This window comes from Piscinibacter sp. XHJ-5, from assembly GCF_029855045.1.
Lineage (GTDB): Bacteria > Pseudomonadota > Gammaproteobacteria > Burkholderiales > Burkholderiaceae_C > Albitalea.
On sequence record NZ_CP123228.1, the window covers coordinates 5,440,031 to 5,465,069 of the forward strand.

Genomic DNA, 25,039 nt, shown 5'->3' on the forward strand with positions numbered 1-25,039 from the left:
ACCATGGACAAACCTCTGATCAGCGCGCAGGCGCTGCGGGCATTGCTGCGGCGCGGGCATCGGCTCGTCGTGCTGGACGCGAGTTTCGACCTGGGCGACCCGGCGGCCGGCGAACGCCTGTACCGCGAGGCCCACGTGCCGGGCGCGCGGTACGTGCACCTCGATCGCGACCTGGTGGGTGCCAAGAGCGGAGCCAACGGGCGCCATCCGCTGCCGACGCGCGAGGCATTTGCCGTGACGGCCGGCCGCCTGGGCATTACGCCGGAAACGCCGGTCGTGGTCTACGACCGCCAGCAAGGCGCCTACGCCGCACGCGCCTGGTGGATGCTGCGCTGGCTGGGCCACGACGAGGTCGCCGTGCTGGACGGCGGCTGGTCGGCGTGGCAGGCCGCCGGCGGCCAGTCCGACTCGGCCGTGCCGACCGTGGACCTGGCGCCGCCTTACCCGCAGGCGTCGCCGCTCGTCGCCGCCATCGACGCTGCCGGCATGGCCGCGCAGCTGGGCCGGGTGCGGTTGGTCGATGCACGCGCCCCGGAGCGCTTCCGCGGCGAGATCGAACCGCTGGACAAGGAGCCGGGCCACATCCCGGGCGCCACCAACCGCTTCTTCCAGGACAACCTCGCTGCGGACGGTCGCTTCAAGCCGGCCGATCAGCTGCGCGCCGAGCTCGAGCCGCTGGCGCCCGAGCCCGCCGGCCAGGTGGTGCATTACTGCGGATCCGGCGTCACCGCCTGCCACAACGTGCTGGCGATGGCGATCGCCGGGCTGGGCATCGGCATGCTGTACCCCGGCTCCTGGAGCGAGTGGTCCGCGGATTCCGCTCGTCCGATCGCCAAGGGTTGAGGCCGCGCAGGCGTTTGACGGAACACGGGTGCTGAAGGACCATTCCAGCACCCGACACTCCGATGGAGGTGATCATGTTCCAGCGCATCCTCGTTCCCACCGACGGCTCGGACATCACCGCCAAGGCCGTCGACACCGCGATCCGCCTGGCCAAGTCGCTCAATGCACGGCTGTACACGATCAGCGTGAAGGAGCCCTTCCCCTACAGCGCGATCTCGGAGATGCAGCCGACGCCGCCACAGGAGTTCTTCGAGGCTCAGGAGCGCATCGCCGCGCGCCGCATCCAGGACGTGCGCGAAGCCGCCGAGGCTCAGGGCGTCGACTGCGAAGCGCACACCATCGAGGCACTGCATCCGTGGGAGGCGATCATCGAACACGCCCAGCGCATGGGCTGCGACGTGCTCGTGATGGCGTCACACGGGCGGCGCGGCGTCACGGCGCTGCTGCTCGGCAGCGAGACCCAGAAGGTGCTGACGCACTCGAAGATCCCGGTGTTGGTGGTGCGCTGAACCCGCGCGTCAGTGGTGCAGCGTGCTGATCGCGACCACGACGATCACCAGGCCGCCGCCCAGCCAGGCCAGCTGAGCTGCCGTGTCGCGCCATGACAGGCGGTGCTGCAGCTGCGGGATCAGGTCGGCCACTGCCACGTAGATGAAGCTGCTCGAGGCGACGACCAGCAGGTAGGGAAAGAGCTGCTGCCAGGGACCGACGACGAAATACCCGATCACCCCGCCGGCCACCGCGGCCAGGCCCGAGGCGGCGTTGTACAGCAGCGCCTTGCGGCGCCCGAGGCCGGCGTTCAGCAGCACGATGTAGTCGCCGACCTCTTGCGGGATCTCGTGCGCGACGATGGCCAGCGAGGTCACGATGCCGATCTGCACGTCGGTGAGGAAGGCCGCGGCGATGATGATGCCGTCGCAGAAGTTGTGGATGCTGTCGCCCATCAGCACGGACCATCCGCCGCGACCCGCCTGCTGGCGGTCGAAGCCGTGATGGTGGTGGTGCTCGTCGCCCTCGTGGTGGTGCTGGTGGCGGTACAGCTCCGCCTTCTCCAGCAGGAAGAAGAACATCAGTCCAGCCAGCAGCGTCGCGAACAGGCTGTGCGGCGCGGCCTTGCTCTCGAATGCCTCGGGCAGCACGTTGAGCAGCGCCGTGCCCAGCAGCACGCCCGCCGACAGGCTGACCAGATCGCGCACCACGCGCGTCAGCACGTTGACGGTCAGCGTGGCGGCAATCACGACTGACAGCAGGCCGCCGGCAAAGGTGGCGAGGACGATGTAGAACAGGGTCATGGGCGCATCAATGAACAGGCCGCGCGATGCGCGGCCTGTCGAGGCTCCGATTGTGCGCGATCAGGCGACGCCGTTCGCCTTGAGCCAGGCGATGCAGCGCTGCCAGCCGTCCTCGGAAGCCGCCTTGCGATAGCCGGGCCGGTAGTCGGCGTGGAAGCCGTGCGGCGTGTCGGGATAGACCACGAACTCGGACTTCCTAGCCGCGGCACTGCCCTTGGCGAGCGCGGCCTTCATCTTCTCCACCGTGTCGAGCGGGATGCCCTGGTCGGCGGCGCCGTACAGACCGAGCACCGGCCCGTTCAGCTTGTCGGCGACGTCGATGGGGTGGCGCGGCGCAAGCGGCGTGCTCTCGCCCGCCAGTCGGCCGTACCAGGCGACCGCGGCTTTCACCGAGGGGCTGTGTGCGGCGTAGAGCCAGGTCTGGCGACCGCCCCAGCAGAACCCGGTCACGGCGAGTCGGCCGGTGTCGCCGCCATTGGCCTTGGCCCAGGCGGCGCTCGCGTCCAGGTCCCCCATGACCTGCTCGTCGGGCACCTTGTCGACGATGTCCGCGAGGAGCTTCGAAATCTCGGTGGGCGCCTTGGCATCGCCCTGGCGCACGAACAGCTCGGGCGCGATGGCCAGGTAGCCCAGCTTGGCAAACCGGCGGGCGACATCGGCAATGTATTCATGCACGCCGAAAATCTCCGAGATGACCAGCACCACCGGCAGGTTTGTCTTGCCGGCCGGCGCCGCGCGGTACGCCGGCATCTTGAAGTCCCTCACCGGGATGGTGATCGCGCCGGCGGTGAGCCCTGCGCTGTCGGTGCTGATGGTCTGCGCGCTCACCGGCAGGACCGCGGCGGCGAAGCCGCTGCCTACCGCGGTCTGCACGAAGTCGCGACGCGTGAAGTCGCGCGAGGGTGTCAGGCTGTCCACATCGTTGCGAAGCATGTCGGGTTCTCTCCTTGGAGTGGGCAAGACGAAGGGCGCATTCTAGGAACGAACGCATGGCACGCATCCGTTTCGTCCTTGCGGACTTGTGTGCGAGCTGCGTCGGGACGTCAAGCTTTGCCGTGACAATGCGCGGCATGAATGACGCAACCGCCGTGGCGCGAGCCGCAGAGGACAAGCCCACGACGCGGTGGCCGGGCCAGCTGGCCGCGATCGACATGGGGTCGAACAGCTTCCGCCTCGAGATCGGCCAGCTTCACCAAGGCCGCTATCGGCGCATCGACTACCTCAAGGAGACCGTGCGCCTCGGCGGCGGGCTCGACGACAAAGGCCTGCTCACCGAGGAGGCGATCGCCCGCGGCCTGGAGTGCCTGTCGCGCTTCGCCAAGCGGCTTCAGGGCTTCCTGCCGTCGCAGGTTCGCGCGGTCGCGACGCAGACGCTGCGCGAGGCGCGCAACCGCGATGCCTTCCTGGCCCGCGCGCGCCCGGTTCTCGGGCAGCCGATCGAGGTCATCTCCGGCCGCGAGGAAGCGCGCCTCATCTACGCCGGCGTGGCGCGGCTGCAGCCCTCGGAGCGGCCGCGGCTGGTGGTGGACATCGGCGGGCGCTCGACCGAGATGATCCTCGGGCGCAGCCGCATCCCGAAGCGCGCAGAGTCGTTCCAGGTGGGCAGCGTGAGCCTGTCCATGAAGTACTTCGGCGACGGCCGGTTCACCGAGGCCGCGTTTCGCGCCGCGCAGGTGGCCGCGGGCGCCGAGCTCGAGGAAGCGCTGGAGCCGTTTGCGTCTTCGCACTGGAGCGAGGCGCTGGGCTCTTCGGGCACGGTAGGCGCGGTGTCGCAGCTGCTCTCGGCCAGTCATGTGACGGATGGCCGCATCACGCCCCCGGGGCTGCGCTGGCTGATGGAGCAGTGCCTGCAGGCCGGACGCGTCGAGCGGCTGTCGCTGCCGGGGCTCAAGGACGACCGCCGTGCGGTCATCGCGGGTGGCCTGGCCATTCTCTACACGCTGGCGATGCACTTCGGCATCCAGGAGCTGTGGCCCGCCCGCGGCGCCTTGCGGCAAGGCGTGATCTTCGATCTCGACGAACGCCTCGAGGCAGCGCACCACGCCGACGGCCACGACATCCGCGATGCGTCGGTGCACGAGCTGCAGCGCCGGTTCATCGTCGACGTGGAGCACGCCGAGCGGGTGCGCACGGTGGCCGAGTCGCTGCACGAGCGCGTGCGGCCGCGGGCCGACCGTGAAGCGCGGCGGGAACTGCAGTGGGCCTGTGCGCTGCACGAGGTCGGCATGATGGTCTCGCACCACGACCACCACCGGCACAGTGCCTATGTGCTCGGGCATGTCGATGCGCCCGGCTTTTCGCAGTCGCAGCAGCGGCGGCTGGCCGAGCTCGTGCTGGCGCAGCGGGGCGGCCTTCGCAAGGTCGAGGCCAGCCTGGTTCAGGAAGAGTTTGCGTGGCAGGTGATGTGCCTGCGCATCGCGATCATCGCCTGCCATGCGCGCGGGCAGGTCGATCCGCAGGCCCTGGCGCTGCGACGCAGCGGCAGCGTCGCAGCCCTGTCGGTGCCGGGGCAATGGGCCGATACGCATCCGCGCACGCTGCACCTGCTCAACGAGGAGGTGGCGGCCTGGGAGCGCGGTGGGCCGCTGCAGCTGGAGTTGCGTGCCTAGCGCAACCCCGAGGCACCCGTCACAGGCAATCCGGCGCCTGCACCGCCTGCAGGACCACCTGCACATCCCCGTCCCGATCGCGGTGCCGCAGCCACCACACCGCGCCCTTCTTCATCGCCCAGGGCTGCTCCTCGCCGGTCAGCAGCAAGGCCGCCGCCAGACCGAGCGTCGGCTGATGTCCGACGATGAGCACGGGCTCGGGCGAATCGGGCCAGCGGGCGGCCTTGAGCAGGTTGTCGGTGGGCACGTCCGGGGCGATCGAGTCGACCGTCTTGAAGCTCTTGCCCAGCGCCTTGGCCGTCTGCTGGCAACGCAGTGCAGGACTGACCAGGATGCGCGTGGAATGCGCGATGCGCTGGTTCAACCACTCCGCCATGCGCTGCGCCTGGCGCTCGCCCTTCGCCGTGAGTGCGCGTTCGAGGTCGTCCTGGCCTTCGCGCTGAACGTGCGCCTCCGCATGGCGCCAGAGAATCAGGTCCATCAAGCGTCCGTCCCCGTGTCCGGCTGGTAGAGCTGCATCAGCGCGTGCTGCGCGCTCGGCCCGTCCGTGCCCACGCGCTGATAGCCGCCGTCCGCGTCCAGCCTCCACGCATCGCAGCGATCGTGCAAATACGGCACAAGGCATTCGTCGATCACGCGCTGCCGCAGCGCTGCGTCGCGGATCGGCCATGCCACCTCGATGCGGCGGAACATGTTGCGGCTCATCCAGTCGGCGCTCGACAGGTACAGCGCTTCGTCCTCGACACCACGGCCCCAGCGGAAATACAGCACCCGCGAATGCTCGAGGAAGCGGCCCACGATGGAGCGCACGCGGATGCGGTCGGTCACGTCGGGGATGCCGGGCGGCAGCATGCACGCGCCGCGCACGACGAGATCGATGTCCGCGCCCGCCCGGCCGGCGCGGATCAGCGCTTCGATGAGCGGCACGTCGGTGAGCGCGTTCAGCTTGGCGACGATGCGGGCGGGCCCGCCGTCGCGCGCGGCCGCGGTCACGGCTTCGATGGCGTGCAGTGTCTTGCGATGCAGCGTGAAAGGGGCCTGCAGCAGCTGGCGCAGCGGCTTGGTCTTCCCCAGGCTGGCGAGCTGCTGGAACACCGCGTCGGCGTCGCCCGTCAGCTCAGGATCGGCGGTGAGGTAGCCGATGTCGGTGTACAGGCGCGCCGTCTTCGGGTTGTAGTTGCCCGTGGACAGGTGCGCATAGCGGCGCAGCCGGCCATCCTCGCGGCGGGTGACGAGCAGCAGCTTCGCGTGGGTCTTGAGTCCGACGATGCCGTAGACGACCTGGGCGCCGACCGCCTCGAGGCGCTCGGCCCAGTTGATGTTGGCCTCCTCATCGAAGCGGGCCTTGAGCTCCACCACTGCCATCACTTCCTTGCCGCGGCGCGCCGCCTCGATGAGCAGGTCCATCAGCGGCGATTCGCTGCCGGTGCGGTAGATGGTCTGCTTGATGGCCAGCACATCGGGGTCGTACACGGCCTCGCGCAGGAACTGCACGACGGGCTCGAAGGACTCGAACGGGTGGTGCAGCAGCACGTCCCCGCTGCGCAGCCGCTCGAACACCGACTGCTGCCGCGGCAGCCGGCCTTGCGGCCAGACGCCTTCGAACGTTGGAAAGCGGAGCGCCGGCGCATCGGCCTGGTCGATGAGCTGGTTGAGGCGCACCAGGTTCACCGGTCCGTTCACGCGGTACAGCGCGGCATTGGGCAGGCCGAACTGCTGCAGCAGGAATTCGGAAAGCTCCGCCGGACAGGTGTTGACGACCTCGAGCCGGATCGCCTGGCCGAAATGGCGCGTGGTGAGCCCGGTGCGCAGCGCCTGACGCAGGTTGGTGACGTCGTCCTCGTCGACGTCGAGGTCCGAGTCGCGCGTGACCCGGAACTGCGAGAACGCTTCGACATAGCGGCCCGGGAAAAGCTCGCCGAGGTGCGCGCGAATCACGCTGGTGAGCAGCACGAAGGCCTGCTTGCCTCGGGGCGCCAGCGGTCCGGGCAGACGGATCACCCGCGGCAGAACGCGCGGGACCTTGACGATCGCGATGGTGTTCTCGCGCCCGAAAGCGTCGCGGCCGGCCAGCCGCACGATGAAATTCAGCGACTTGTTGGCGACCTGCGGGAAGGGGTGAGACGGGTCGAGGCCGACCGGCACCAGCAGCGGCCGCACCTGCTTCTGGAAAAACTGATCCACCCAGCGGCGCTGGCCCTCGTCGCGGTCGGCATGGTTGAGGATGACGATGCCTTCCCGGTGCAGCAGCGGCATCACGTCGTCGTTGAAGGCGGCGTACTGATCGTCGATCAGCGCGTGCGCCTCGGCGGCCACCGCCTCGAGGTCGCGGTTTGACACGCCGGCGTTGGGCAGGCGCGCGGCCTCGATGTAGTCGGCGAAGCGCACCTCGAAGAACTCGTCCATGTTGGACGACACGATGCAGATGTAGCGAAGCCGCTCGAGCAGCGGGACATCGACGCGGCGCGCCTGCGCGAGGACGCGGCGGTTGAACTCGAGGATGGCATGTTCGCGGCTGAGCAGTGCAGGCAGTGCACTCGCCGCAGCGATGTCGGGACTCATGTTCCCAGTTTATGAAGATTTGGTGGCGCTTTCGTGACAGCGTCGGTCCGTGTACTTCTTGCCGGCACGAGGAAGTCGACGAACTGCTCGCATACCGGGCGCCAGTCGAAATGGAGCGCCCGCGCGCGGGCGCGTTCGCGCGGAATGTCCAGCGCCTGCAGCGCCGCCTGGCGCAGGTCGTCATGCAGCACGCCGCCGTCGGAATCTCCCACCACGTCCAGCGGTCCCGGCACCGGAAAGGCGGCCACCGGCGTGCCACACGCCATCGCCTCCAGCATGACCAGGCCGAAGGTCTCGCTGTGGCTGGGAAAGACGAAGACATCGGCCCCGCTGTACACGCGAACCAGTTCCGTGCGCGGCACGACGCCCCGCCAATGCACATGCGGGTAGCGGCCCCGCAGCTTCTCCAGCAGCGGCCCGACGCCATAGACGAGCTTGGAGCCGGGCAGGTCCAGGCGCAGGAAGGCCTCGAGGTTCTTCTCGTAGGACACGCGGCCGACGTACAGGAAGATCGGCCGCGGCAGGCCCAGATCGACGCCGTGCAGCGGCTCGAACAGGCTCAGGTCGACGCCGTGCGACCAGGCCCGCAGGTTGGCGAACCCGTGCCCGCGCAGGATGCCCAGCATGCCCGCGGTGGGCACCATCACGCCGGCCGACGGCGCGTGAAAGCGCTTGAACCAGGCGTAGCCCCAGCGCTCGGGAATGTGCAGCGCCTTGGCCAGGATGTCGGGAAAGCGCGTGTGGAACGCGGTGGTGAACGCCAGGCCGCGACGCAGGCAATGGCGGCGCGCCGCCGTGCCGAGGGGGCCCTCAGTGGCGATGTGGACGGCGTCGGGGTCGGCGCCGTCGAGCAGCTGCTCGACCTGCCTGGCCGGACGCCACGCCAGCTCGATTTCGCGGTAGCCGGGGCAGGCGAAGCGGCGAAAGCTCGAAGGCTCGATCACCAGCACCTCGTGTCCCGCCGACCACAGTCCTTCCTGCAGCTCGAGCAATGTCGTGACGACGCCATTGACCTGCGGCAGCCAGGCGTCGGTGACCAGCGCGAGCTTCACAGCGCCTCGACCGCCGGCGAAGGCAGCGGCACCTGCAGGCTCACCGGCTGCAGCTCGGCCGGCAGGCGCTTCGACCAGTCGAGGATCTCGAGCCGCCCGTCGGCGTGCTCGACGAGCGCGGTGAGGCTCTCGACCCAGTCGCCGTCATTCGCGTAGAGGATGCCGTCGATGTCGCGGAGCTCGGCGTGGTGGATGTGCCCGCACACCACGCCGTGCACGCCGCGCTTGCGCGCCTCTCGCGCCACCGCCGCCTCGAAGTCGCCGACGTAGCTCACCGCGCGCTTGACCTTCAGCTTGAGGTATTTCGACAGCGACCAGTACGGCAGCCCCAGCCGCGCCCGCAGCGAATTGAGATGCCGGTTGAGTCTCAGCGTGAACTCGTACAGCGAGTCGCCGACATGCGCCAGCCACTTGGCGCACTGGATCACGCCGTCGAACAGGTCACCGTGGACGATCCACAGCTTGCGGCCGTCGGCGGTCTCGTGGATCCACTCCTCGGCCACATCGACCCCGCCGAAGTTGTGCTCGACGTAGCGACGGGCGAACTCGTCGTGGTTGCCCGGGATGAAGACGACGCGCGTGCCTTTGCGCGCCTTGCGCAGCACCTTCTGGATCACGTCGTTGTGCGCCTGCGGCCAGTACCAGCTGCGTCGCAGCTGCCAGCCGTCGATGATGTCGCCGACCAGGAACAGGTTGTCGCTCTCGACGTGCTTCAGGAAGTCGAGCAGCGCCTCGGCCTGACAGCCGGGCGTGCCCAGGTGCAGGTCGGAGATCCAGACGCTGCGGTAGCGCCGCTTCGGCTCGTCGGCCACGGCTTCGCCCGGACCTGCCACATCGGTCCATGCGCGCAGGAGGGCGGCATCGGCTTGCATGGACGCGCATGGTTGCAGCCCGAAGTGACATGGCAGTGACTGCCGCTCACTGCCGAGCTACCCGCGCGGATGATGCTGCGCATGCAGCGTTCGAAGGCGCTCCCGCGCCACGTGCGTGTAGATCGTCGTCGTGGAGATGTCGGCATGACCCAGCAGCATCTGGACCGCCCGCAGGTCGGCGCCGTGGTTGAGCAGGTGCGTCGCGAAGGCGTGGCGCAAGGTGTGCGGCGACAGCGGCACGGCGACGCCGCCGCGCAGCGCATGCTGCTTGATCAGCTTCCAGAACATCTGCCGCGTCATGGGTCCGCCGCGCGCCGTGACGAACAGCGCGTCGCTCGCCTGCCCGCGGAGGATGTCTGCGCGCGCGTCGGCAAGGTAGCGCCGCAGCCAGGCATGCGCCTCCTCGCCGAAGGGCACCAGCCGTTCCTTCGCGCCTTTGCCGGTGACGCGCAGCGCGCCGTCGCTCAGGCTCAGGTGCACGGTCTTCAGGCCGACGAGCTCGCTGACCCGCAGCCCGCTGGCGTACATGAGCTCGAGCATGGTGCGGTCGCGCAGGCCCAGCGGCGTTTCCACATCGGGCGCCGCCAGCAGCGCCTCGACCTGCGCTTCGCTGAGCGACTTGGGAACGCGCATCGGCTGCCGCGCGGCGATCAGCCGCAGCGTCGGATCGGCCGCGATCAGGTGCTCACGCAGTGCCCAGCGGAAGTAGCGCTTGAACACCGTCAGGCGCCTGTTCGTGCTGCTCGCCCGGCTGCCGGCGTGACGCGCGACCGCGTAGGCGCGCAGGTCGGATTCGGTGCTGTCGTTCAGGGCGCGGCCCTGGGCCTCGGCGAGCCAGCCGGCGTAGAGCGACAGGTCGCGCCGGTACGCCGCCAGCGTGTTGGCCGACAGGCCGTCCTCGATCCACAGCGCATCGATGAAACGGCTGATCGCTTCCTGGCTGGCGATGGTCGGTGTCATGGCACGAACGAAACGGGGAGCCGCGAGGGCTCCCCGATTCTCTCAAGCGAACCGGCTCAGTCGAGCTTGAGGTTCTGCTTCTGCACCACTTCCTTGTAGATGTCGTACTCCGCCTTGATCTGCGAGGCGAATTGCGCCGGCGTGTTCAGGATGAGGATGGAGCCGGTGTCCTCGATGCGCTTCTTCACGCCGGGATCCTCGACCGTCTTCTTCACCGCCGCGGCCACCTTGTTGACCACGTCGGCCGGCAGTCCCTTGGGGCCCAGCACGCCGTAGTAGGCCATGCGGTTGACGCCCTCGAGGCCGACTTCCTTGAAGGTGGGCACGTTGGGCAGCACCGACAGCCGCTGCGGCGCGGCGACGACGATGGGGATCAGCCGGCCGTCCTTGATGAAGGGCAGCGCCGACGGCAGGTTGTCGAAGATCATGGGCACCTGGCCGGCCACCGTGTCGGTGAGCGCCGGGCCCGCGCCGCGGTAGGGGATGTGCGTGATGAAGGTGCCCGACAGGCTCTTGAACAGCTCCATCTGCATGTGGCCGATGGCCGCCGTGCCCGAGCTCGCGAAGCTGTACTTGCCCGGATGGGCCTTCACCTCGGCGAGAAAGCCCTTGTAGTCCTTGGCCGGAAACGACGGATGCACCGCGATCACGTTGGGCGTGGCGGCGATGTTGATGATGGGCGTGAAGTCGGCCACCGGGTCGTAGCCGATCTTCTTGTTGATGGCCGGATTGGACGCCGTGGTCGAGACCGTCGCCATGCCCAGCGTGTAGCCGTCCGGCGCCGCCTTGATCACCTCCAGCGCGCCGATGGAGCCGCCGCCACCGCCCTTGTTCTCGACGATCAGCGGCTGACCCAGCGCCGGCTGGACCTTGTCGGCCAGCACGCGCGCGATGATGTCGGTGGTGCCGCCGGGCGCGAAGGGCACCACGAGGCGCACCGGCTTGGCCGGATAGGCCTGGGCCCAGGCACTCCCGGCCGCGAACAGCGCGGCCGTGGCCAGACAAGCGGTGAGCATCGTTCTGCGTTGCATGTGTTCTCCTTGAAATGCCAGGGGCGGACGGATCCGGCGCGATGGTGCAACCCGTGCCGGACTTTGGGATTGTGGGAACTACGAAGCGGCCCCCTCGGTTTCCCTCGGTGCTGACAAGGCCCAGTCGATGTGCTCGCGCACCAGCGGCGTGGCGGCCTCGCGGCCCGCGGTCAACGCAGCCCGCAGAGCCCCATCGGGACGCGTGCGCAGTGCATTGCCGATCGCCACCGCCAGATTGCGCTGCCACCGCTCGTGGCCGATGCGCCGGATCGCGCTGCCTTCGGTGTGCCGCAGGAACTCCGCCTCGGTCCACTGCCATAGTTGGAGCAGGCTCGCTCCCGACAGTGGCTCGCGCGCGTCGAAGTCGGGCAGCGCGCTGCGCCGGGCGTACTTGTTCCATGGGCAGACGAGCTGGCAGTCGTCGCAGCCGTAGATGCGGTTGCCGATCAGCGGCCGCAGCTCGGCCGGAATGGGGCCGGCATGCTCGATCGTCAGGTACGAGATGCAGCGCCGCGCGTCGAGGCGGTACGGGGCCACGATCGCCTGCGTCGGGCAGACGTCGATGCAGGCGCGGCAGCTTCCGCAGTGCGCATCCACCGGCGGCGTGACGGGCAGCGGGAAGTCGACGTAGATCTCGCCGAGGAAGAACATCGACCCGGCGTCGCGGTGAAGCACCAGCGTGTGCTTGCCGCGCCAGCCGATGCCGCTGCGCGATGCCAGCTCGACCTCGAGCACCGGCGCTGAATCGGTGAAGACCCGATGGCCGACGGGACCGACCTCGTCGGCCAGCCTGTCGGCCAGCTTCTGCAGACGCGAGCGCAACACCTTGTGATAGTCGCGACCCCGTGCGTAGATGGAGACGACGGCCTGCCCGGGGTCGGCCAGACGCTGCCATTCGACGGCCTGCCAGCCTTCGGCGGCGGTACGCGGCAGATAGTCCATGCGGGCGGTGATCACGCGCACCGTGCCGGGCACCAGCTCGGCGGGCCGGGCGCGCTTGAGTCCGTGCGCGGCCATGTAATCCATCGCGCCGTGAAAGCCGTTGAGCAGCCATTGCGAGAGCCCGGGCTCGGCGGCCGACAGGTCCACGTCGGCAACACCGATCTGGGAAAATCCGAGCGCCGACGCCCACTCCCGCAGGCGCGACAACAACGTCTGGTCCACAGCCACTTGAGCAGCACCGGTCATTCGCCGATTCTAGGAAGCGCCAACCTCGTCTGGTCCGACGAGGGCGATTGCGCCGCCACGGCGGCGGCGCTCGCGTCCCGGCCCGCGCTGCGGCGCGCCTTCGTCGAGCTGCACGGCACGCTGGGCGCGGGCAAGACGACCTTCGTGCGCCACCTGCTGCACGCGCTCGGCGTGCCGGGGCGCATCAAGAGTCCCACCTACGCCGTGATGGAGCCCTACGAGCTGCCCGGCCTGCCTGCCTGGCACTTCGACTTCTACCGCTTCAACGACCCGCAGGAATGGGAAGACGCCGGCTTTCGCGATGTCTTCGCCGCCGAGGGCCTGAAGCTCGCCGAATGGCCCGAGAAGGCCCATGGCCTGTTGCCGCTGCCCGACCTGCGCGTGGCGATCGCGCTGGGCGACAACGAGCGCCGCGACGTGGGCATGGCCGCACTGACGCCGCTCGGCCGGGAGCTGCTCCCGTGAGCCCGCCGGGCCGCACCAGGGGCGAGCACGAGAGCGGGCAGACCGCCGCTGCTCGCGGCCTCTCGCGACGCGCCGCCTTGCAGTCCATGGGCGGCCTCGTGCTGCTGCTCGGCGCCCGCGAGCTGGCCTACGGCGCCAGCATCGTCGCCGTGCGCGTGTGGCCCGCCTCCGACTACACGCGGGTCACCATCGAATCCGACACGGCGCTCGCGGCCCGGCACTTCATGGCCGACAACCCCTCGCGCCTGGTCATCGACGTCGAGGGCCTGGAGCTCAGCCCCGAGCTGCGCGAGATCGTCGGCAAGGTGCGCTCCGACGATCCCTATATCGCCGGCGTGCGGGTCGGACAGAACCGGCCGCGCATCGTGCGCCTGGTCATCGACCTGAAGCAGTCGACCGCGCCGCAGGTGTTCACGCTGGCGCCGGTGGCCGCCTACCAGCACCGCCTGGTGTTCGACCTGCACCCGACGCACGAGCGCGATCCGCTGCTGGCGCTGATCCGCGAAAAGGAAAGCGCCGACCAACAGGCCGCCAAGGCGGTGCAGGACGCGCTCGGCGAATTCATCGACAAGCTCGACAAGCCGCCGTCGGTCGCCACCGCGCCCAAGCCGCCGCTCGCCGCTCCGGGACCGGAGGTGGCGGTGCCGCCGGTCGCCTCGGCTTCCTCGGCGCTGCCGCCCGCGGTCGCGCCGCCGGGCGCCGGCAAGGTGGACCGTCTCATCATCGTGGCGCTGGACCCCGGCCACGGCGGCGAGGATCCCGGCGCCATCGGCCCGAGCGGGCTGCGCGAGAAGGACGTGGTGCTGCAGGTGGCGCTGCAGCTGCGCGATCGAATCAATGCGGTGTCCGGCATGCGCGCCATGCTCACCCGCGACGCGGATTTCTTCGTGCCGCTGCACGAGCGCGTGCGCAAGGCCCGGCGCGTGCAGGCCGATCTCTTCGTGTCCATCCACGCCGACGCCTTCATGACGCCGGAAGCACGCGGCGCGTCGGTGTTCGCGCTGAGCCACGGCGCGGCCAGCAGCGCCACCGCGCGCTGGATCGCCGACAAGGAGAACGCCGCCGACCTGGTCGGCGGCGTCAACATCAAGTCGCGCGACGCTGCGGTGGCACGCGCGCTGCTCGACATGAGCACCACGGCGCAGATCAAGGACAGCCTCAAGCTCGGTGGCGAGGTGCTGGGGCAGATCGGCAAGGTCGGCAAGCTGCACAAGCCGCGTGTCGAGCAGGCAGGCTTCGCGGTGCTGAAGGCACCCGACATCCCCTCGATCCTCGTCGAGACGGCCTTCATTTCCAACCCGCAGGAGGAATCCAGATTGCGCGACCCGGACTACCAGGCCCAGCTCGTCGATGCACTGACCGTCGGCATCAAGCGCTACTTCGCGAAGAATCCGCCGCTTGCACGGCAGCGCGCGCTGTGACGAAGGTGCTGGAGACCGAGCGGCTGGTGCTGCGCCACATCGAGGCCGACGATGCGGCGTTCATCCTGGAGCTGCTCAACGAGCCGGGCTGGCTGCGCTTCATCGGCGATCGCGGCGTGCGAACCCTCCAGGGAGCGCGCGACTACATCCGCAACGGCCCGGCCGCGATGATCGAGCGGCACGGCTTCGGGCTGTTCCTCGTCGAGCTGAAGGCGGACGGCACGCCGCTCGGCATGTGCGGCCTGATCAAGCGCGACGGGCTGAGCGACGTCGACATCGGCTTCGCCTTCCTCGAGCGCCACGGCCGCAAGGGGTACGCGCTCGAGTCGGCGTCGGCGGTGATGGACCATGCCCGCGCCGTGCTGGGGCTGTCGCGCGTGGTCGCGATCACGTCGGTGGACAACCACGCCTCGATCCGCCTGCTGGAGAAGATCGGCCTGCGCTTCGTGCGCATGGTCACCCTGCCCGGCAACGACGAGGAGATCAGGCTGTTCGCGACCGCCTAGGCCCTGTCGACGCTCGGGGCCTCGCGCCGGGGTGCCTGCCACGTCCTAGGCGAGCTGGCGCCGCCGCCCCTTCCACGCCCCGAAGATCGCGATCAGCCCGGGCAGGATGATCATTGCCCAGATGATCTTGTCGAGGTTGTCCTTGACCCACGGGATGTTGCCGAACAGGTAGCCGGCGAGCGTGACGCCGCCGACCCACAGCGAGCCGCCGGTCACGTCGTAGAACGTGAACTTTCTTCGCGTCATCTGCGCGACCCCGGCGACAAAGGGCGCGAAGGTGCGAAGGAACGGCATGAAGCGCGCCAGCACGATGGTGATCCCGCCGTACTTCTCGTAGAACTCGTGCGCCTGCTCGAAGGCCCGCTTGTTGAAGAAGCGCGAGCTCTCCCACTGGAACACCTTGGGCCCGAAATAGCGGCCGATGGTGTAGTTGCTCTGGTTGCCGAGAATGGCGGCGGCCGTCAGCAGCCCGATCGACAGCGGCAGGTTCATCAGACCGGCGCCGCACAGCGCGCCGACGACGAACAGCAGCGAGTCACCGGGCAGGAATGGCATGACGACCACGCCGGTCTCGACGAAGATGATCGCGAACAGCAGCGCATACACCCACGTGCCGTAGGCCTGCACGAAGTTCGCGAGGTGGACGTCGACATGCAGGATGAAGTCGATCAGCGGCGCGATGAAGTCCATGGCGGCGGATTATCGGCGCCTCGCGACGCCGGCCGGTGCGACCGCCCTTCTACAATCGCGCCCGATGAATGCCGTGCTCTCGGCGGCACCCCGCCGCCCCATCCGTGAGCTGCCCGACGAGCTGATCAGCCAGATCGCCGCCGGCGAGGTGGTGGAGCGGCCGGCCTCGGTGGTGCGGGAGCTGGTCGACAACGCGCTCGACGCCGGCGCCACCGAGATCACCGTCAAGCTTGTCGGCGGCGGCATCCGCGCCATCGTGGTCGAGGACGACGGCTGCGGCATCCCGAGCGAGGAGCTGCCGCTGGCGCTGCGGCGCCACGCGACCAGCAAGATCGCTTCGCTGGTCGATCTGGAAAGCGTCTCCACGATGGGCTTTCGCGGCGAGGCGCTGGCCGCGATCGGGTCGGTGGCCGAGCTGAGCATCGCCAGCCGCATCGCCCAGGCGCCGCACGCGCAACGTCTCGACGCGCGCACCGGCGAGCTCGTGCCGGCAGCGCGCGGCGTCGGCACCAGCGTCGAGGTGCGCGAGCTGTTCTTCAGCACGCCGGCGCGGCGCAAGTTCCTCAAGACCGAATCGACCGAGCTCGCGCACTGCGTCGAAGCGGTGCGGCGTCACGCGCTCACGCGCCCCGACGTGAGCTTCGCGCTGTGGCACGAGGGCAAGCTGGTGCAGCAGTGGCGCCGCGCCACGGCCGAAGCGCGGCTGCAGGACGTGCTGGGCGCGGACTTCATCGAGGCCAGCCGGCCGGTCGCCCTCGACCTCGGCGTGCTGCGCATCGTCGGGCGAGCCGGCACGCCGGAGTCCGCTCGCACGCGCGCCGACCAGCAGTACGTGTACGTCAACGGCCGCTTCGTGCGCGACAAGCTCATCGCGCACGGCGTGCGCTCGGCCTACGAGGACGTTCTGCACGGCGGGCGGCAGCCGGCGTATGCGCTGTTCATCGAGATCGCGCCGGACCGTGTCGACGTCAACGTGCATCCGACCAAGATCGAGGTGCGCTTTCGCGATTCGCGCGAGGTGCATCAGGCGGTGCGGCGGGCGGTGGAGTCGGCGCTGGCGGTGCCGCGCGCAGGCGACGAGCAGCGCGAATCGTCTCTCGACAGCGCCGCCCCGGTCCCCGCGCCGCCGCTGGGCCGCGGCTTCTTCGACGCGCCCCGCCCCACGGTGCAGGGCCATCTGGCGTTGCAGCAGGCGGCCGTGCTGTATGCGCAGGAGCCCCCGGCCGCATGGTCGGCGTCGCGCGCCGCGGTGCAGGCACCCGTCGCGCCGCTGCCGGCCGACACCGAGTGGCCGCTGGGCCGCGCCATCGCACAGATCGCCGGCATCTACATCGTCGCCGAGAACGCCCAGGGGCTGATCGTCGTCGACATGCACGCGGCGCACGAGCGCATCGTGTACGAACGGCTCAAGGCCAGCCTGGATGCGGCGCGCATCGAAGCTCAGCCGCTGCTGATCCCGGCGACGTTCGCGGCCACGCCGCAGGAGATCGCCACCGCCGAGGCGCAGGCCGAGACGCTGCATACGCTCGGCATCGACATCTCGGCGCTGTCGCCCAGCGTGCTCGCGATCCGCTCGCGCCCGGCGGCATTGGCCGGCGGCGACGTGGTCGAGCTGGCGCGCAGCGTGCTCGCCGAGCTGTCGCAGTACGACGCGAGCAGCGTCATCGAGCGCGCGCAGCACGAGATCCTGTCGACCATGGCCTGCCACGGGGCGATTCGCGCGAACCGCCAGCTGACGCTGGCCGAGATGGACGCGCTGCTGCGCGACATGGAGCGCACGGAACGCGCCGACCAGTGCAACCATGGCCGGCCGACCTGGCGGCAGATCACGATTCGTGAACTGGACGGCATGTTCTGGCGCGGCCGCTGAACTTTCCCGGTGCTCCACCGCTCAGTTGCGCATGCCGAATCTGATCCGCTGGCGATGGCCTGCCGTCGCCCTTCTCGCAGCCGCGACGTTCGCCGGCTGCACCAGCCTCGATGCCCAGCAGCGCAAATGGATCTTCAACGTGCGCCCGTATGCGTCGGCGCTCGAGGATGCCGACGACCGGCGCACGGTGTGGATCCGCTACGACTCGGCCGAAACCGGCTCGGCCGTCAAGCTGCACGGCGTGTGGTTCGCGCACGAGGATGCAAAGGCGCCGGTGCTGCTGTACCTGCACGGCGCCGGCCGCAGCATCCACGCCAGCACCTGGCGCATCGAGCACATGCGCGAGCTCGGCTTCTCGGTGCTTGCCATCGACTACCGCGGCTTCGGCCTGAGCGGCGACGAGCTGCCGTCCGAGTCCATCGTGTACGAAGACGCACGCGCCGCCTGGCAATGGCTGGCGAAGACGCATCCCGACAGCCCGCGCTACATCTTCGGGCACTCGCTGGGCGGCGCCATCGCCGTTCAGCTGGCGAGCGAAGTGCCCGATGCCCGCGGGCTCATCGTCGAGGGCACGTTCACCTCGATCGCCGAGGTCTTCCAGTCGATGAAGTGGGGCTGGCTGCCCGTGACCGCGCTGATCACCCAGCGCTTCGACTCCGCCAGCAAGATCGAGCGCGTGAAGGCTCCTGTGCTCGTGGTGCACGGCAGCCGTGACGGCCTCATCCGCCCGGAGCTGGGGCGCGCGTTGTTCGAACGCGTGCGCTCGCCGAAGAAATTCGTGCTGGTCGACGGCGGCACGCACTACAGCACCAACACCTTGGGGCAGCCGCAATACCGCGAGGCCTTGAAGGAGCTGTTCGGCTTGTAGGTGGGGGTGAAGCGAAGCGCCATCCGGACCGCGGGCGCAAGGCCGCGACAATACCGCATGGCCACGCTGAAGCTGAAGAAGTCACCCGCCGCGAAAGCGCCCCGAGCCTCGAGGCCGCCCGTGCGCGGGGCCGGCTCCGCACCGCGCAAGCGCCCGACCCTCGCCGAAGCGCAGGCGCAGCGCGCCGAGCGCGACGCGGTGCGGCAGCCGGGCCCTCACACCCCGCCCTCTACCGCGCCGAGGGAGAGGGGGCCGCAACTGCCTGTGCCGCCGCGGCGGGACAGGGTGCCCGCGCCGCCCCCGCCGCGCCCTCGTCCACCCGCTCCCGACCGGCGCCAGCCGAACACCGCCTTCGACGCGCCGCGCCGCCCGCCCGCGCGCGAACCCGCCGACGATGCACCCGGCAGCATGCGGCTGTCCAAGCGCATGAGCGAGCTGGGCATTGCCTCGCGCCGCGAAGCCGACGAATGGATCGCCAAGGGCTGGGTGCGTGTCGACGGGCAGGTGGTTCGCGAGCTGGGATCGCGGGTGCTGCCGGGTCAGCACGTCACGGTCGATGCACAGGCCAAGTTCCAGCAGGCGCAGAAGGTCACGGTGCTGCTGAACAAGCCGGTCGGCTACGTCAGCGGCCAGGCCGAGGACGGCTACGAGCCGGCCGTCGTGCTGGTGACGCCGCAGAACCAGTGGCGCGAGGATCAATCCGGCATCCGCTTCCTGCGCGAGCATCTGCGCGGCCTCGCGCCGGCCGGCCGGCTCGACATCGACTCGGTCGGGCTGCTGGTGCTGACGCAGGACGGTCGCATCGCCCGACAGCTCATCGGCGAGGACAGCGACATCGAGAAGGAGTATCTCGTGCGGGTCGAGAAGCCCGGCGGCGCAACTCCGGGCGACGAGCAGCTCGCACTGCTCAACCATGGCCTCGAGCTCGACGGCGAACCCCTGCGTCCCGCGAAGGTCGAGTGGCTGAACGCCGATCAGCTGCGCTTCGTGCTGAAGGAAGGCAAGAAGCGGCAGATCCGCCGCATGTGCGAAGCCGTCGGGCTGAAGGTGATCGGGTTGAAGCGCGTGCGCATCGGCGGCGTGATGCTGGGCGATCTGCCGCCGGGACGGTGGCGGTACCTGCGGGCGGACGAGCGGTTCGGCTGACGATCGATCAGGCCCAGCGGCGCAGGTCCTTCGTCATCCGCATTGCGTCCTCCACGCCCTGGTAGTAGCCCTCGTGCAGGCCGACTTCCTCGAAGCCGTGGTGGCGGTAGAACGAACGCGCCTCGTCGTTGCGCGCGCGGGTCTCGAGTCGAACGATGCCGATGCCCGCGACACCGACGGTCGCCTCCAGCCATGCCAGCAGCGCCGAGCCCACGCCCTTGCGGCGCTGCGCCGCCTGCACCGCGAGCAGCAGCAGGTGCGCTTCCTCTTCCTCGTACTTCATGATCGCGAAGCCGATCAGCGAGCGCGCTTGCCGGGCGACGACGACGTTGGTCGAGCGGTCGCGGATGCTGCGCGCGACCCGGCGGGCGGTCCAGCTCCACGGCAGGCCCTGTTCGATGGCATCGCGCGACAGCTCGGAGATCGCCGCCGCATCGGACGCAATGGCGAGGCTGATGTCGTACTGGTCGATCACGTCGGGACTCCTGCAACGGCCCCCAACCCTATCACGACAGTCGGCGCGCCCATTCGGGCCAGGTGGAGGCGAGCATCGCGACGCCCGAGACGGTGAGCAGGGCCAGAACGATCTGGCGGAATCTCGCCTCGCTGATGCCGATGTAGACGCGCGTGCCGATCAGCGTGGGGATCAGCATCGCCGGCGCGACGACGGCGAACATCGGGATCATCTCGCGCGTGACGACGCCGCCGGCGAGATAGCCGCCCATCGCGACGGCAAGCGCCGCGAGGTTGAAGTTCTGCACCACCGCGCGCTGCGCATCCTTGTCGAAGCCGCGCAGCGTGCACCACAGGGTCGGAATGACCCCGGTGTAGCCGCCGATGCCGCCCATCACGCCGCCTAGCGCACCGGCGATCGCATCGGCGAAGCGACCACCCCTGCGCACGCGAGGCAGCCGTGGGGCCATCAGCATCAGCGGGCACCACACGACCAGCAGCAGGCCGAGCAGCGTCCTGAAGGCCGGCACGTCGAGCCGCGGCAGCAGCAGGACGCCGAGCGGCACGCCGGCCGCGCCGCCGGCGAGGAACGGCAGCAGCAGCCGCCAGTGGAAGCCGCGGCGCACGGTGAGCGCGGCGATGACCTGGCCTGTCAGGGCGCCGAACACGGCCATCGCGGCGGCGAGCTGCGGCTGCAGCACCCAGATCCAGACCGACGTGGCGACCAGGCCGAACGCAAAGCCCGACAGGCCCTGGACGAAACCCGCCAAGGCGGCGCCGAGCGCGACGATCGCGATCGGCGCGTCCATCGCCTAACGAGCGGCCGGCCGGGCGGCCAATGCCTGGGCCAGCACGGCGTCGGCTTGTGCTCGCCAGGCAGCATCGCTCGCCGCGACTGCATCGCGCGCGGCGGCGATGGCTTCGTCGGTGCGTCCCAGCTCGAGCAGGGTGCTGGCCAGGTTGATCGATGCCGGCGCGCTGTGGTGCTCGCGCGCCGCGGCCGCGAATGCCTCGGCGGCGCCGGCCTTGTCGCCGGCCGCATGCAAGGTGTTTCCCAGTCCCATCCGCAGGGTCAGGTTCGCCGGCCAGCGCGTCAGCGCGCTGCGGTACACGGCCACCGCCTGCACGGGTGACGCGTTGCGCTCGAAACCGACGCTCGCCTCGACGACGGCGCTCTCCTGCGCGGTGGACGGCCACTGTCCCGGCGGCAGCGCGACGAAGGCCCACGAGCCGGACCGCGTCCATGTGTGCTCGAAGGTGCGCAGCGGCATCACCGCGCGGCGCGTGGCGCCCGATCGCAGCACCGCGTCGCCGGCGTCGAGGTCGTAGCCCACCAGCACGGCGTAGTGCCAGGCCGGCGCGAACGACAAGCCCAGGTTCAGCAGCACCGCCACCGGATGGCCGGCCTGCACCTCGCGCAGCACGGCCTCCAGCGCGGGCGGCACGCGGGTCGCGACCGCCCCCTGGCGACGCGCGCCGGCGATCATCTCGATCTGCAGGGTGCCGGTGCGCGCCGGCAGGAACACCTGCTCGCCGAGCACGGCGGGATCGGCCGGCAGGCCGGCTGCGCCCAGCACGGTGGCCAGTGCCGCCGGACCGCAGTGGTATTCGGTCTGCGCGAAGAACGGCGTGTCAGCCAGCTCCGCGGCGCGAACGAGTCCGGGGGGCGACTGCGCGCGCAGCGCCTGCGTCTGCACTGCGCAGCCGCCGAGGGCCACGACCAGCGCACAAAGAAACAGCGCGGCCCACCGAAGTGGCCGCGCTGCAAGGGTCGGCAAGAACATCGCGATCAAGAGAAGGCGGACGCGGCGCGCCCGCGTTCTTCAGCGGATGGAACGGGTGAAGGGGAATACCTTCGTGAAGCCGAGGATGTCGGTGATCAGCAGCACGATGAACACCGTGAGGATGATGCCGAGCACATCGGATGCGCCCGCCGGCGCGGTGTCCAGCGTGTACGCGACCTGGGCCACTTCATCGTCGGTCAGCGCCGCGACCCGCGCCCGCGCCTGATCGACGCTGACGCCGCGCTCGGCCAGTCCGGCAGCCACGTCGGCGCGATCCAGTGTGGCGTTGACATAGGCCCGCTGTGCGGTGGCGCTGCGCACCCCTTCGCTCGCCGCCACCTGTTCGGTGGTGACCAGCGTGGCCTGTGCGCTGTGCATGAAGCCGGCAAAGCTGAGGCATGCGGCGACCAGGCTGGTGATCCAACGAGTCGTTCGTTTCATGGACGTTCCTTTCTGCGGACGTGATGTGATGTTGTCGCGCTGCAGCAAACATTTGCAGCGAGTGACCATCGTAACCATGCCCGCAGACGCCGGCGGTCACGGGTTGAAACCTTGAGGCGCCGACGCAACACGCGGGCGCCGCTGCTACGCTGCACGGCATGACGTCTTCTCCCCGCACCGCGATGCCGGCGCCGGTGGTCGTGGCCATGCTCACGCTGCTGCTGGGCATCCAACCGGTCACCACCGACCTCTACCTGCCGGCGTTGCCGACGCTGGCCGCGGCGCTGCACACCGGCATCGCATCGGCGCAGCTCACGCTGTCGGCGTTGATCCTGAGCTTCGGTGTCGCGCAGCTCGCATGCGGACCGCTTGCCGACCGCTACGGGCGGCGCCCGGTGCTGCTGGCCGGAATGGCCCTGTACACCGTCGCCAGCGTGCTGGCCGCCTTCGCGCCTGCCATCGAGTGGCTGATCGGCTGGCGCGTGCTCCAGGGTGCGGCCATGGCCGCGGCGGTCACCTGCGGGCGGTCCATCGTGCGAGACCTGTTCGAGCCGCACCAGGGCGCGCGCGTGATGTCGCGCGCACTCGGCGGACTGGGCGTCATCGCGATGCTGAGCCCGCTGATCGGCGGCGTGGCGGTGCAATGGCTGCATTGGCGCAGCACCCTGCTCGCGATCGCGCTGTTCGGCGCGGCGACGCTCGCGTTCATCGCCTGGCGCTTCGAGGAGACCGTGCCGCGGCGCAACCCCGAGGCGACGCGGCTGCTTCCGCTGCTGCGCAACTGGCTCGCCATCGCGCGCCATCCCGGCTTTCGCGCCTGGGTGTCGCTGCTCGCGCTGACCTACGGCGGCCTGTTCGTCTTCCTCGCCGCCTCGTCATTCGTCTTCATCGGCGTGCTGGGCGTGTCGCGCATCGGCTACGGCGCGGTGATGGCCTCCAACTCGATGGCCTATGTCGCCGGCACCCTCCTCTGCCGGCGGCTTCTGGTGTCGCGCGGCCTGCGGGGCACGGTCCGGCTCGGCGCCTTCTTCACGATCACCGGCGGCGTGTCGTGCGCGCTGCTGAGCCTGGCGGGCGTGCACACGGTGTGGGCCATCCTGGTGCCGCTGTGGTCGTATGCGTTGGGGCACGGCATCCACCAGCCGTGCGGGCAGGTGGGCGCCGTGGGGCCGTTCCCGGACAAGGCCGGCACGGCTGCGGCGCTGTCGGGCTTTCTCATGATGGCCGTGTCCTTCGCCATCGGCCTGTGGCTCGGACACGCCCTCGACGGCACGGTGTATCCGCTCACGCTGGGGCTGGGCGGGTTCAGCATCGGCGTCGCCGCGGTGGCGTGGACGCTGGTGCAGTGGCACGGCGAGCCGCGCATGGCGGCCATCGCCCAGAGCGCCTGATGCGCTGCCTGTGCCTGGCCGGGCCGACGGCCGCGGGCAAGACGGCCGCGGCGCTCGCCATCGCCGATGCGCTCGGCACCACCCAGCCCGTGGAAATCGTCAGCGTCGACTCCGCGCTGGTGTATCGCGGCATGGACGTCGGCACGGCCAAGCCCAGCCCGGCAGAGCGCGCGCAGGTGCGGCATCACCTCATCGACATCATCGAGCCCACGCAGGCGTATTCGGCGGCGCAGTTCGTCGCGGACGCGACGCGATCGATCGACGAGATAGGCGCCCGCGGCCATCTGGCGCTGCTCGTCGGCGGCACCATGCTGTACTTCAAGGCGCTGTTCGAGGGACTGGACGAGATGCCCGCCTCCGACCCCGCCATCCGCGCCGAGCTCGACGCCGAAGCGGCGCGCGAAGGCTGGCCGGCGATGCACGACCGGCTCGCCGCCGTCGATCCGCTCACCGCCGCCCGGCTGCCCCGACACGACAGTCAGCGCATCCAGCGCGCACTCGAGGTGTGGCGCGTCAGCGGGCGACCCCTGTCGTCCTTTCACCGCGGCGACAAGCCCGCGCGCGAGCCGGCCCCGATGATTTCGCTGGAGCCGGGCGATCGCGCCTGGCTGCATGGCCGCATCGCCGACCGCTTCGATGCCATGCTGGCCGCCGGTTTCGTCGACGAGGTGCAGCGGCTGCGTGCACGGGGCGACCTGCACCTCGGCCAGCCGTCGATGCGCTGCGTCGGCTATCGCCAGATCTGGGAGGCGCTGGACGCGGGGACCCTCGAAGGCATCCGCGAGCGGGGCATCGCGGCCACGCGGCAGCTGGCCAAGCGCCAGCTCACCTGGCTGCGCGGCATGCAGCGCGAGACCGTGGCCTGCGATGCGCCGGATGCGCTCGAGCAGGTGGTGCGGCGCGCCCTGTCCTTCGCGCAGAAAGGCGCGCAACGTGCTGCTTGAAGTGCGCGGCCTGGTGAAGGGCTACGGCGGCGAGCCGGTGTTCTCCGGCGTCGATCTCGACGTGGCGGCCGGCGAGTTCGTCGCCGTGCTCGGCGAATCGGGTGTCGGCAAGTCGACGCTGCTGAACTGCATCGCCGGACTCGACAGCGTCGATGCCGGTTCGGTGCACATCGAAGGCAGCGAGATCACGGTGCTGGACGACACGCGCAAGGCGCTGTTCCGCCGCGAGAAGCTGGGCTTCGTGTTCCAGGCCTTCCATGTGCTGCCGCATCTCAGCGTCGCCCACAACGTGGCGCTGCCCTTGCTGCTGCAGCGCCGCGGCGATGCGACGCGCGTCGACGCGCTGCTCGCCGCCGTGGGTCTGGCGGGCCTGGCCGGCCGCCTGCCGCAGACGCTGTCGGGCGGACAGCTGCAGCGCGTCGCGATCGCCCGGGCGCTGGTGCACGGTCCGCGGCTCATCCTCGCCGACGAGCCCACCGGCAACCTCGACCCGCACACGGCCGAGAAAGTCATGCAGCTGCTGTCCGACCAGGTGCGCGAACACCATGCGGCGTGCGTGCTGGTCACGCACTCGAAGATGGCGGCCGGACATGCCGACCGCGTGCTGACGCTCACGGCGGAAGGCATCTCGTAGCGTTGGCAACGAGCCTG

At 70.0% G+C, this 25,039-nt stretch carries 26 protein-coding genes; 12 read left to right on the plus strand and 14 right to left on the minus strand.

Annotation, left to right across the window (positions count from 1 at the left end):
* Window positions 1–3: 3 nt before the first annotated feature.
* Entirely contained in the window at window positions 4–843 is an 840-nt protein-coding gene (locus P7V53_RS25700; protein WP_280152332.1) for a sulfurtransferase, read from the plus strand.
* A 74-nt stretch (window positions 844–917) separates the two neighbouring features.
* Entirely contained in the window at window positions 918–1,352 is a 435-nt protein-coding gene (locus P7V53_RS25705) for a universal stress protein (protein ID WP_280152333.1), read from the plus strand.
* A 9-nt stretch (window positions 1,353–1,361) separates the two neighbouring features.
* Here P7V53_RS25705 and P7V53_RS25710 read toward each other — a convergent pair whose 3' ends face one another.
* Window positions 1,362–2,135 (minus strand): ZIP family metal transporter, encoded by a 774-nt coding sequence (locus tag P7V53_RS25710; protein ID WP_280152334.1) that lies wholly within the window; start codon window positions 2,133–2,135, stop codon window positions 1,362–1,364.
* A gap of 60 nt (window positions 2,136–2,195) precedes the next feature.
* The gene (locus tag P7V53_RS25715) at window positions 2,196–3,068 is read right to left on the minus strand and encodes a dienelactone hydrolase family protein (protein ID WP_280152335.1); all 873 of its coding nucleotides are present in this window, start codon (window positions 3,066–3,068) and stop codon (window positions 2,196–2,198) included.
* Between the two features lie 218 nt (window positions 3,069–3,286).
* Here P7V53_RS25715 and P7V53_RS25720 point away from each other — a divergent pair, with 218 nt between their 5' ends.
* Window positions 3,287–4,744 carry a Ppx/GppA phosphatase family protein gene (locus P7V53_RS25720; protein ID WP_280156615.1) on the plus strand — a complete coding sequence of 486 codons (1,458 nt, stop codon included), beginning with the start codon at window positions 3,287–3,289 and terminating at the stop codon, window positions 4,742–4,744.
* Window positions 4,745–4,763: 19 nt separating this feature from the next.
* Here P7V53_RS25720 and sixA read toward each other — a convergent pair whose 3' ends face one another.
* The 7 genes from sixA to queG form a co-directional block, all read right to left on the minus strand.
* Window positions 4,764–5,225 (minus strand): phosphohistidine phosphatase SixA, encoded by a 462-nt coding sequence (gene sixA / locus P7V53_RS25725; RefSeq protein ID WP_280152336.1) that lies wholly within the window; start codon window positions 5,223–5,225, stop codon window positions 4,764–4,766.
* Window positions 5,225–7,306: a polyphosphate kinase 1 gene (gene ppk1 / locus P7V53_RS25730; RefSeq protein ID WP_280152337.1), complete on the minus strand. Its 2,082-nt coding sequence runs from the start codon at window positions 7,304–7,306 to the stop codon at window positions 5,225–5,227. The genes sixA and ppk1 overlap by 1 nt, the downstream gene beginning before the upstream one ends.
* The gene (locus P7V53_RS25735; RefSeq protein ID WP_280152338.1) at window positions 7,303–8,358 is read right to left on the minus strand and encodes a glycosyltransferase family 1 protein; all 1,056 of its coding nucleotides are present in this window, start codon (window positions 8,356–8,358) and stop codon (window positions 7,303–7,305) included. The genes ppk1 and P7V53_RS25735 overlap by 4 nt, the downstream gene beginning before the upstream one ends.
* Window positions 8,355–9,230: a UDP-2,3-diacylglucosamine diphosphatase gene (locus P7V53_RS25740; RefSeq protein ID WP_280152339.1), complete on the minus strand. Its 876-nt coding sequence runs from the start codon at window positions 9,228–9,230 to the stop codon at window positions 8,355–8,357. The genes P7V53_RS25735 and P7V53_RS25740 overlap by 4 nt, the downstream gene beginning before the upstream one ends.
* A gap of 57 nt (window positions 9,231–9,287) precedes the next feature.
* Window positions 9,288–10,190: a site-specific tyrosine recombinase XerD gene (xerD, locus tag P7V53_RS25745; RefSeq protein ID WP_280152340.1), complete on the minus strand. Its 903-nt coding sequence runs from the start codon at window positions 10,188–10,190 to the stop codon at window positions 9,288–9,290.
* 56 nt (window positions 10,191–10,246) lie between these two features.
* Window positions 10,247–11,221: a tripartite tricarboxylate transporter substrate binding protein BugE gene (locus P7V53_RS25750; RefSeq protein WP_280152341.1), complete on the minus strand. Its 975-nt coding sequence runs from the start codon at window positions 11,219–11,221 to the stop codon at window positions 10,247–10,249.
* A gap of 78 nt (window positions 11,222–11,299) precedes the next feature.
* Window positions 11,300–12,409 carry a tRNA epoxyqueuosine(34) reductase QueG gene (gene queG, locus P7V53_RS25755; RefSeq protein WP_280152342.1) on the minus strand — a complete coding sequence of 370 codons (1,110 nt, stop codon included), beginning with the start codon at window positions 12,407–12,409 and terminating at the stop codon, window positions 11,300–11,302.
* Between queG and tsaE the strand changes: the two genes are divergently transcribed.
* The 3 genes from tsaE (at window position 12,392) to P7V53_RS25770 (ending at window position 14,801) form a co-directional block, all read left to right on the plus strand.
* Entirely contained in the window at window positions 12,392–12,874 is a 483-nt protein-coding gene (gene tsaE / locus P7V53_RS25760) for a tRNA (adenosine(37)-N6)-threonylcarbamoyltransferase complex ATPase subunit type 1 TsaE (protein WP_280152343.1), read from the plus strand. The two genes, queG and tsaE, sit on opposite strands and share 18 nt — an antisense overlap.
* Window positions 12,875–12,960: 86 nt before the next feature.
* A complete protein-coding gene (locus tag P7V53_RS25765; protein WP_280156616.1) occupies window positions 12,961–14,295 on the plus strand; it encodes an N-acetylmuramoyl-L-alanine amidase in 1,335 nt (444 codons plus the stop codon).
* The gene (locus tag P7V53_RS25770) at window positions 14,292–14,801 is read left to right on the plus strand and encodes a GNAT family N-acetyltransferase (RefSeq protein ID WP_280152344.1); all 510 of its coding nucleotides are present in this window, start codon (window positions 14,292–14,294) and stop codon (window positions 14,799–14,801) included. The genes P7V53_RS25765 and P7V53_RS25770 overlap by 4 nt, the downstream gene beginning before the upstream one ends.
* 45 nt (window positions 14,802–14,846) lie before the next feature.
* Here P7V53_RS25770 and P7V53_RS25775 read toward each other — a convergent pair whose 3' ends face one another.
* Window positions 14,847–15,491 carry a DedA family protein gene (locus P7V53_RS25775; RefSeq protein WP_280152345.1) on the minus strand — a complete coding sequence of 215 codons (645 nt, stop codon included), beginning with the start codon at window positions 15,489–15,491 and terminating at the stop codon, window positions 14,847–14,849.
* A gap of 64 nt (window positions 15,492–15,555) precedes the next feature.
* Between P7V53_RS25775 and mutL the strand changes: the two genes are divergently transcribed.
* From mutL to P7V53_RS25790, 3 genes are all read left to right on the plus strand, one after another.
* On the plus strand, window positions 15,556–17,361 hold the full coding sequence (gene mutL, locus P7V53_RS25780) for a DNA mismatch repair endonuclease MutL (protein ID WP_280152346.1): 1,806 nt from the start codon (window positions 15,556–15,558) through the stop codon (window positions 17,359–17,361).
* A 31-nt stretch (window positions 17,362–17,392) separates the two neighbouring features.
* A complete protein-coding gene (locus tag P7V53_RS25785; RefSeq protein WP_280152347.1) occupies window positions 17,393–18,229 on the plus strand; it encodes an alpha/beta fold hydrolase in 837 nt (278 codons plus the stop codon).
* Window positions 18,230–18,637: 408 nt separating this feature from the next.
* Window positions 18,638–19,375, plus strand: coding sequence for a pseudouridine synthase (locus tag P7V53_RS25790; RefSeq protein WP_280152348.1), 738 nt, complete (start codon window positions 18,638–18,640; stop codon window positions 19,373–19,375).
* A 7-nt stretch (window positions 19,376–19,382) separates the two neighbouring features.
* Here the strand turns inward: P7V53_RS25790 and rimI are convergent, their stop codons facing one another.
* The 4 genes from rimI to P7V53_RS25810 are packed head-to-tail and all read right to left on the minus strand — an operon-like array spanning window position 19,383 to window position 22,053.
* Window positions 19,383–19,850 carry a ribosomal protein S18-alanine N-acetyltransferase gene (rimI, locus tag P7V53_RS25795; protein WP_280152349.1) on the minus strand — a complete coding sequence of 156 codons (468 nt, stop codon included), beginning with the start codon at window positions 19,848–19,850 and terminating at the stop codon, window positions 19,383–19,385.
* Window positions 19,851–19,881: 31 nt separating this feature from the next.
* On the minus strand, window positions 19,882–20,637 hold the full coding sequence (locus P7V53_RS25800) for a sulfite exporter TauE/SafE family protein (protein ID WP_280152350.1): 756 nt from the start codon (window positions 20,635–20,637) through the stop codon (window positions 19,882–19,884).
* Window positions 20,638–20,640: 3 nt separating this feature from the next.
* Window positions 20,641–21,612, minus strand: a complete 972-nt coding sequence (locus tag P7V53_RS25805; RefSeq protein WP_280152351.1) for a PA2778 family cysteine peptidase — start codon at window positions 21,610–21,612, stop codon at window positions 20,641–20,643.
* 39 nt (window positions 21,613–21,651) lie between these two features.
* Window positions 21,652–22,053, minus strand: coding sequence for a PA2779 family protein (locus P7V53_RS25810; RefSeq protein ID WP_280152352.1), 402 nt, complete (start codon window positions 22,051–22,053; stop codon window positions 21,652–21,654).
* Between the two features lie 158 nt (window positions 22,054–22,211).
* Between P7V53_RS25810 and P7V53_RS25815 the strand changes: the two genes are divergently transcribed.
* From P7V53_RS25815 to P7V53_RS25825, 3 genes are read left to right on the plus strand one after another with little or no spacing between them, the layout of a single operon-like run.
* A complete protein-coding gene (locus P7V53_RS25815) occupies window positions 22,212–23,444 on the plus strand; it encodes a multidrug effflux MFS transporter (protein ID WP_280152353.1) in 1,233 nt (410 codons plus the stop codon).
* Window positions 23,444–24,388, plus strand: a complete 945-nt coding sequence (miaA, locus tag P7V53_RS25820) for a tRNA (adenosine(37)-N6)-dimethylallyltransferase MiaA (RefSeq protein WP_280152354.1) — start codon at window positions 23,444–23,446, stop codon at window positions 24,386–24,388. Before P7V53_RS25815 ends, miaA begins: the two co-directional genes overlap by 1 nt.
* Window positions 24,381–25,022, plus strand: coding sequence for an ABC transporter ATP-binding protein (locus tag P7V53_RS25825; RefSeq protein WP_280156617.1), 642 nt, complete (start codon window positions 24,381–24,383; stop codon window positions 25,020–25,022). The genes miaA and P7V53_RS25825 overlap by 8 nt, the downstream gene beginning before the upstream one ends.
* Window positions 25,023–25,039 lie beyond the last annotated feature (17 nt).

Excerpts from the sequence above, each read along its gene's own strand:
- P7V53_RS25715 (WP_280152335.1), bottom strand. The coding sequence starts at position 3,068 with ATGCTTCGCAACGATGTGGACAGCCTGACACCCTCGCGCGACTTCACG.
- sixA (WP_280152336.1), bottom strand. The coding sequence starts at position 5,225 with ATGGACCTGATTCTCTGGCGCCATGCGGAGGCGCACGTTCAGCGCGAA.
- P7V53_RS25720 (WP_280156615.1), top strand. The coding sequence starts at position 3,287 with ATGGGGTCGAACAGCTTCCGCCTCGAGATCGGCCAGCTTCACCAAGGC.
- P7V53_RS25775 (WP_280152345.1), bottom strand. The coding sequence starts at position 15,491 with ATGGACTTCATCGCGCCGCTGATCGACTTCATCCTGCATGTCGACGTC.
- P7V53_RS25815 (WP_280152353.1), top strand. The coding sequence starts at position 22,212 with ATGACGTCTTCTCCCCGCACCGCGATGCCGGCGCCGGTGGTCGTGGCC.
- P7V53_RS25765 (WP_280156616.1), top strand. The coding sequence starts at position 12,961 with ATGGGCGGCCTCGTGCTGCTGCTCGGCGCCCGCGAGCTGGCCTACGGC.
- P7V53_RS25800 (WP_280152350.1), bottom strand. The coding sequence starts at position 20,637 with ATGGACGCGCCGATCGCGATCGTCGCGCTCGGCGCCGCCTTGGCGGGT.
- mutL (WP_280152346.1), top strand. The coding sequence starts at position 15,556 with ATGAATGCCGTGCTCTCGGCGGCACCCCGCCGCCCCATCCGTGAGCTG.
- P7V53_RS25710 (WP_280152334.1), bottom strand. The coding sequence starts at position 2,135 with ATGACCCTGTTCTACATCGTCCTCGCCACCTTTGCCGGCGGCCTGCTG.
- P7V53_RS25790 (WP_280152348.1), top strand. The coding sequence starts at position 18,638 with ATGCGGCTGTCCAAGCGCATGAGCGAGCTGGGCATTGCCTCGCGCCGC.
- P7V53_RS25810 (WP_280152352.1), bottom strand. The coding sequence starts at position 22,053 with ATGAAACGAACGACTCGTTGGATCACCAGCCTGGTCGCCGCATGCCTC.
- xerD (WP_280152340.1), bottom strand. The coding sequence starts at position 10,190 with ATGACACCGACCATCGCCAGCCAGGAAGCGATCAGCCGTTTCATCGAT.
- queG (WP_280152342.1), bottom strand. The coding sequence starts at position 12,409 with ATGACCGGTGCTGCTCAAGTGGCTGTGGACCAGACGTTGTTGTCGCGC.
- P7V53_RS25705 (WP_280152333.1), top strand. The coding sequence starts at position 918 with ATGTTCCAGCGCATCCTCGTTCCCACCGACGGCTCGGACATCACCGCC.
- P7V53_RS25805 (WP_280152351.1), bottom strand. The coding sequence starts at position 21,612 with ATGTTCTTGCCGACCCTTGCAGCGCGGCCACTTCGGTGGGCCGCGCTG.
- P7V53_RS25750 (WP_280152341.1), bottom strand. The coding sequence starts at position 11,221 with ATGCAACGCAGAACGATGCTCACCGCTTGTCTGGCCACGGCCGCGCTG.
- P7V53_RS25785 (WP_280152347.1), top strand. The coding sequence starts at position 17,393 with ATGCCGAATCTGATCCGCTGGCGATGGCCTGCCGTCGCCCTTCTCGCA.
- miaA (WP_280152354.1), top strand. The coding sequence starts at position 23,444 with ATGCGCTGCCTGTGCCTGGCCGGGCCGACGGCCGCGGGCAAGACGGCC.
- ppk1 (WP_280152337.1), bottom strand. The coding sequence starts at position 7,306 with ATGAGTCCCGACATCGCTGCGGCGAGTGCACTGCCTGCACTGCTCAGC.
- P7V53_RS25740 (WP_280152339.1), bottom strand. The coding sequence starts at position 9,230 with ATGCAAGCCGATGCCGCCCTCCTGCGCGCATGGACCGATGTGGCAGGT.
- P7V53_RS25700 (WP_280152332.1), top strand. The coding sequence starts at position 4 with ATGGACAAACCTCTGATCAGCGCGCAGGCGCTGCGGGCATTGCTGCGG.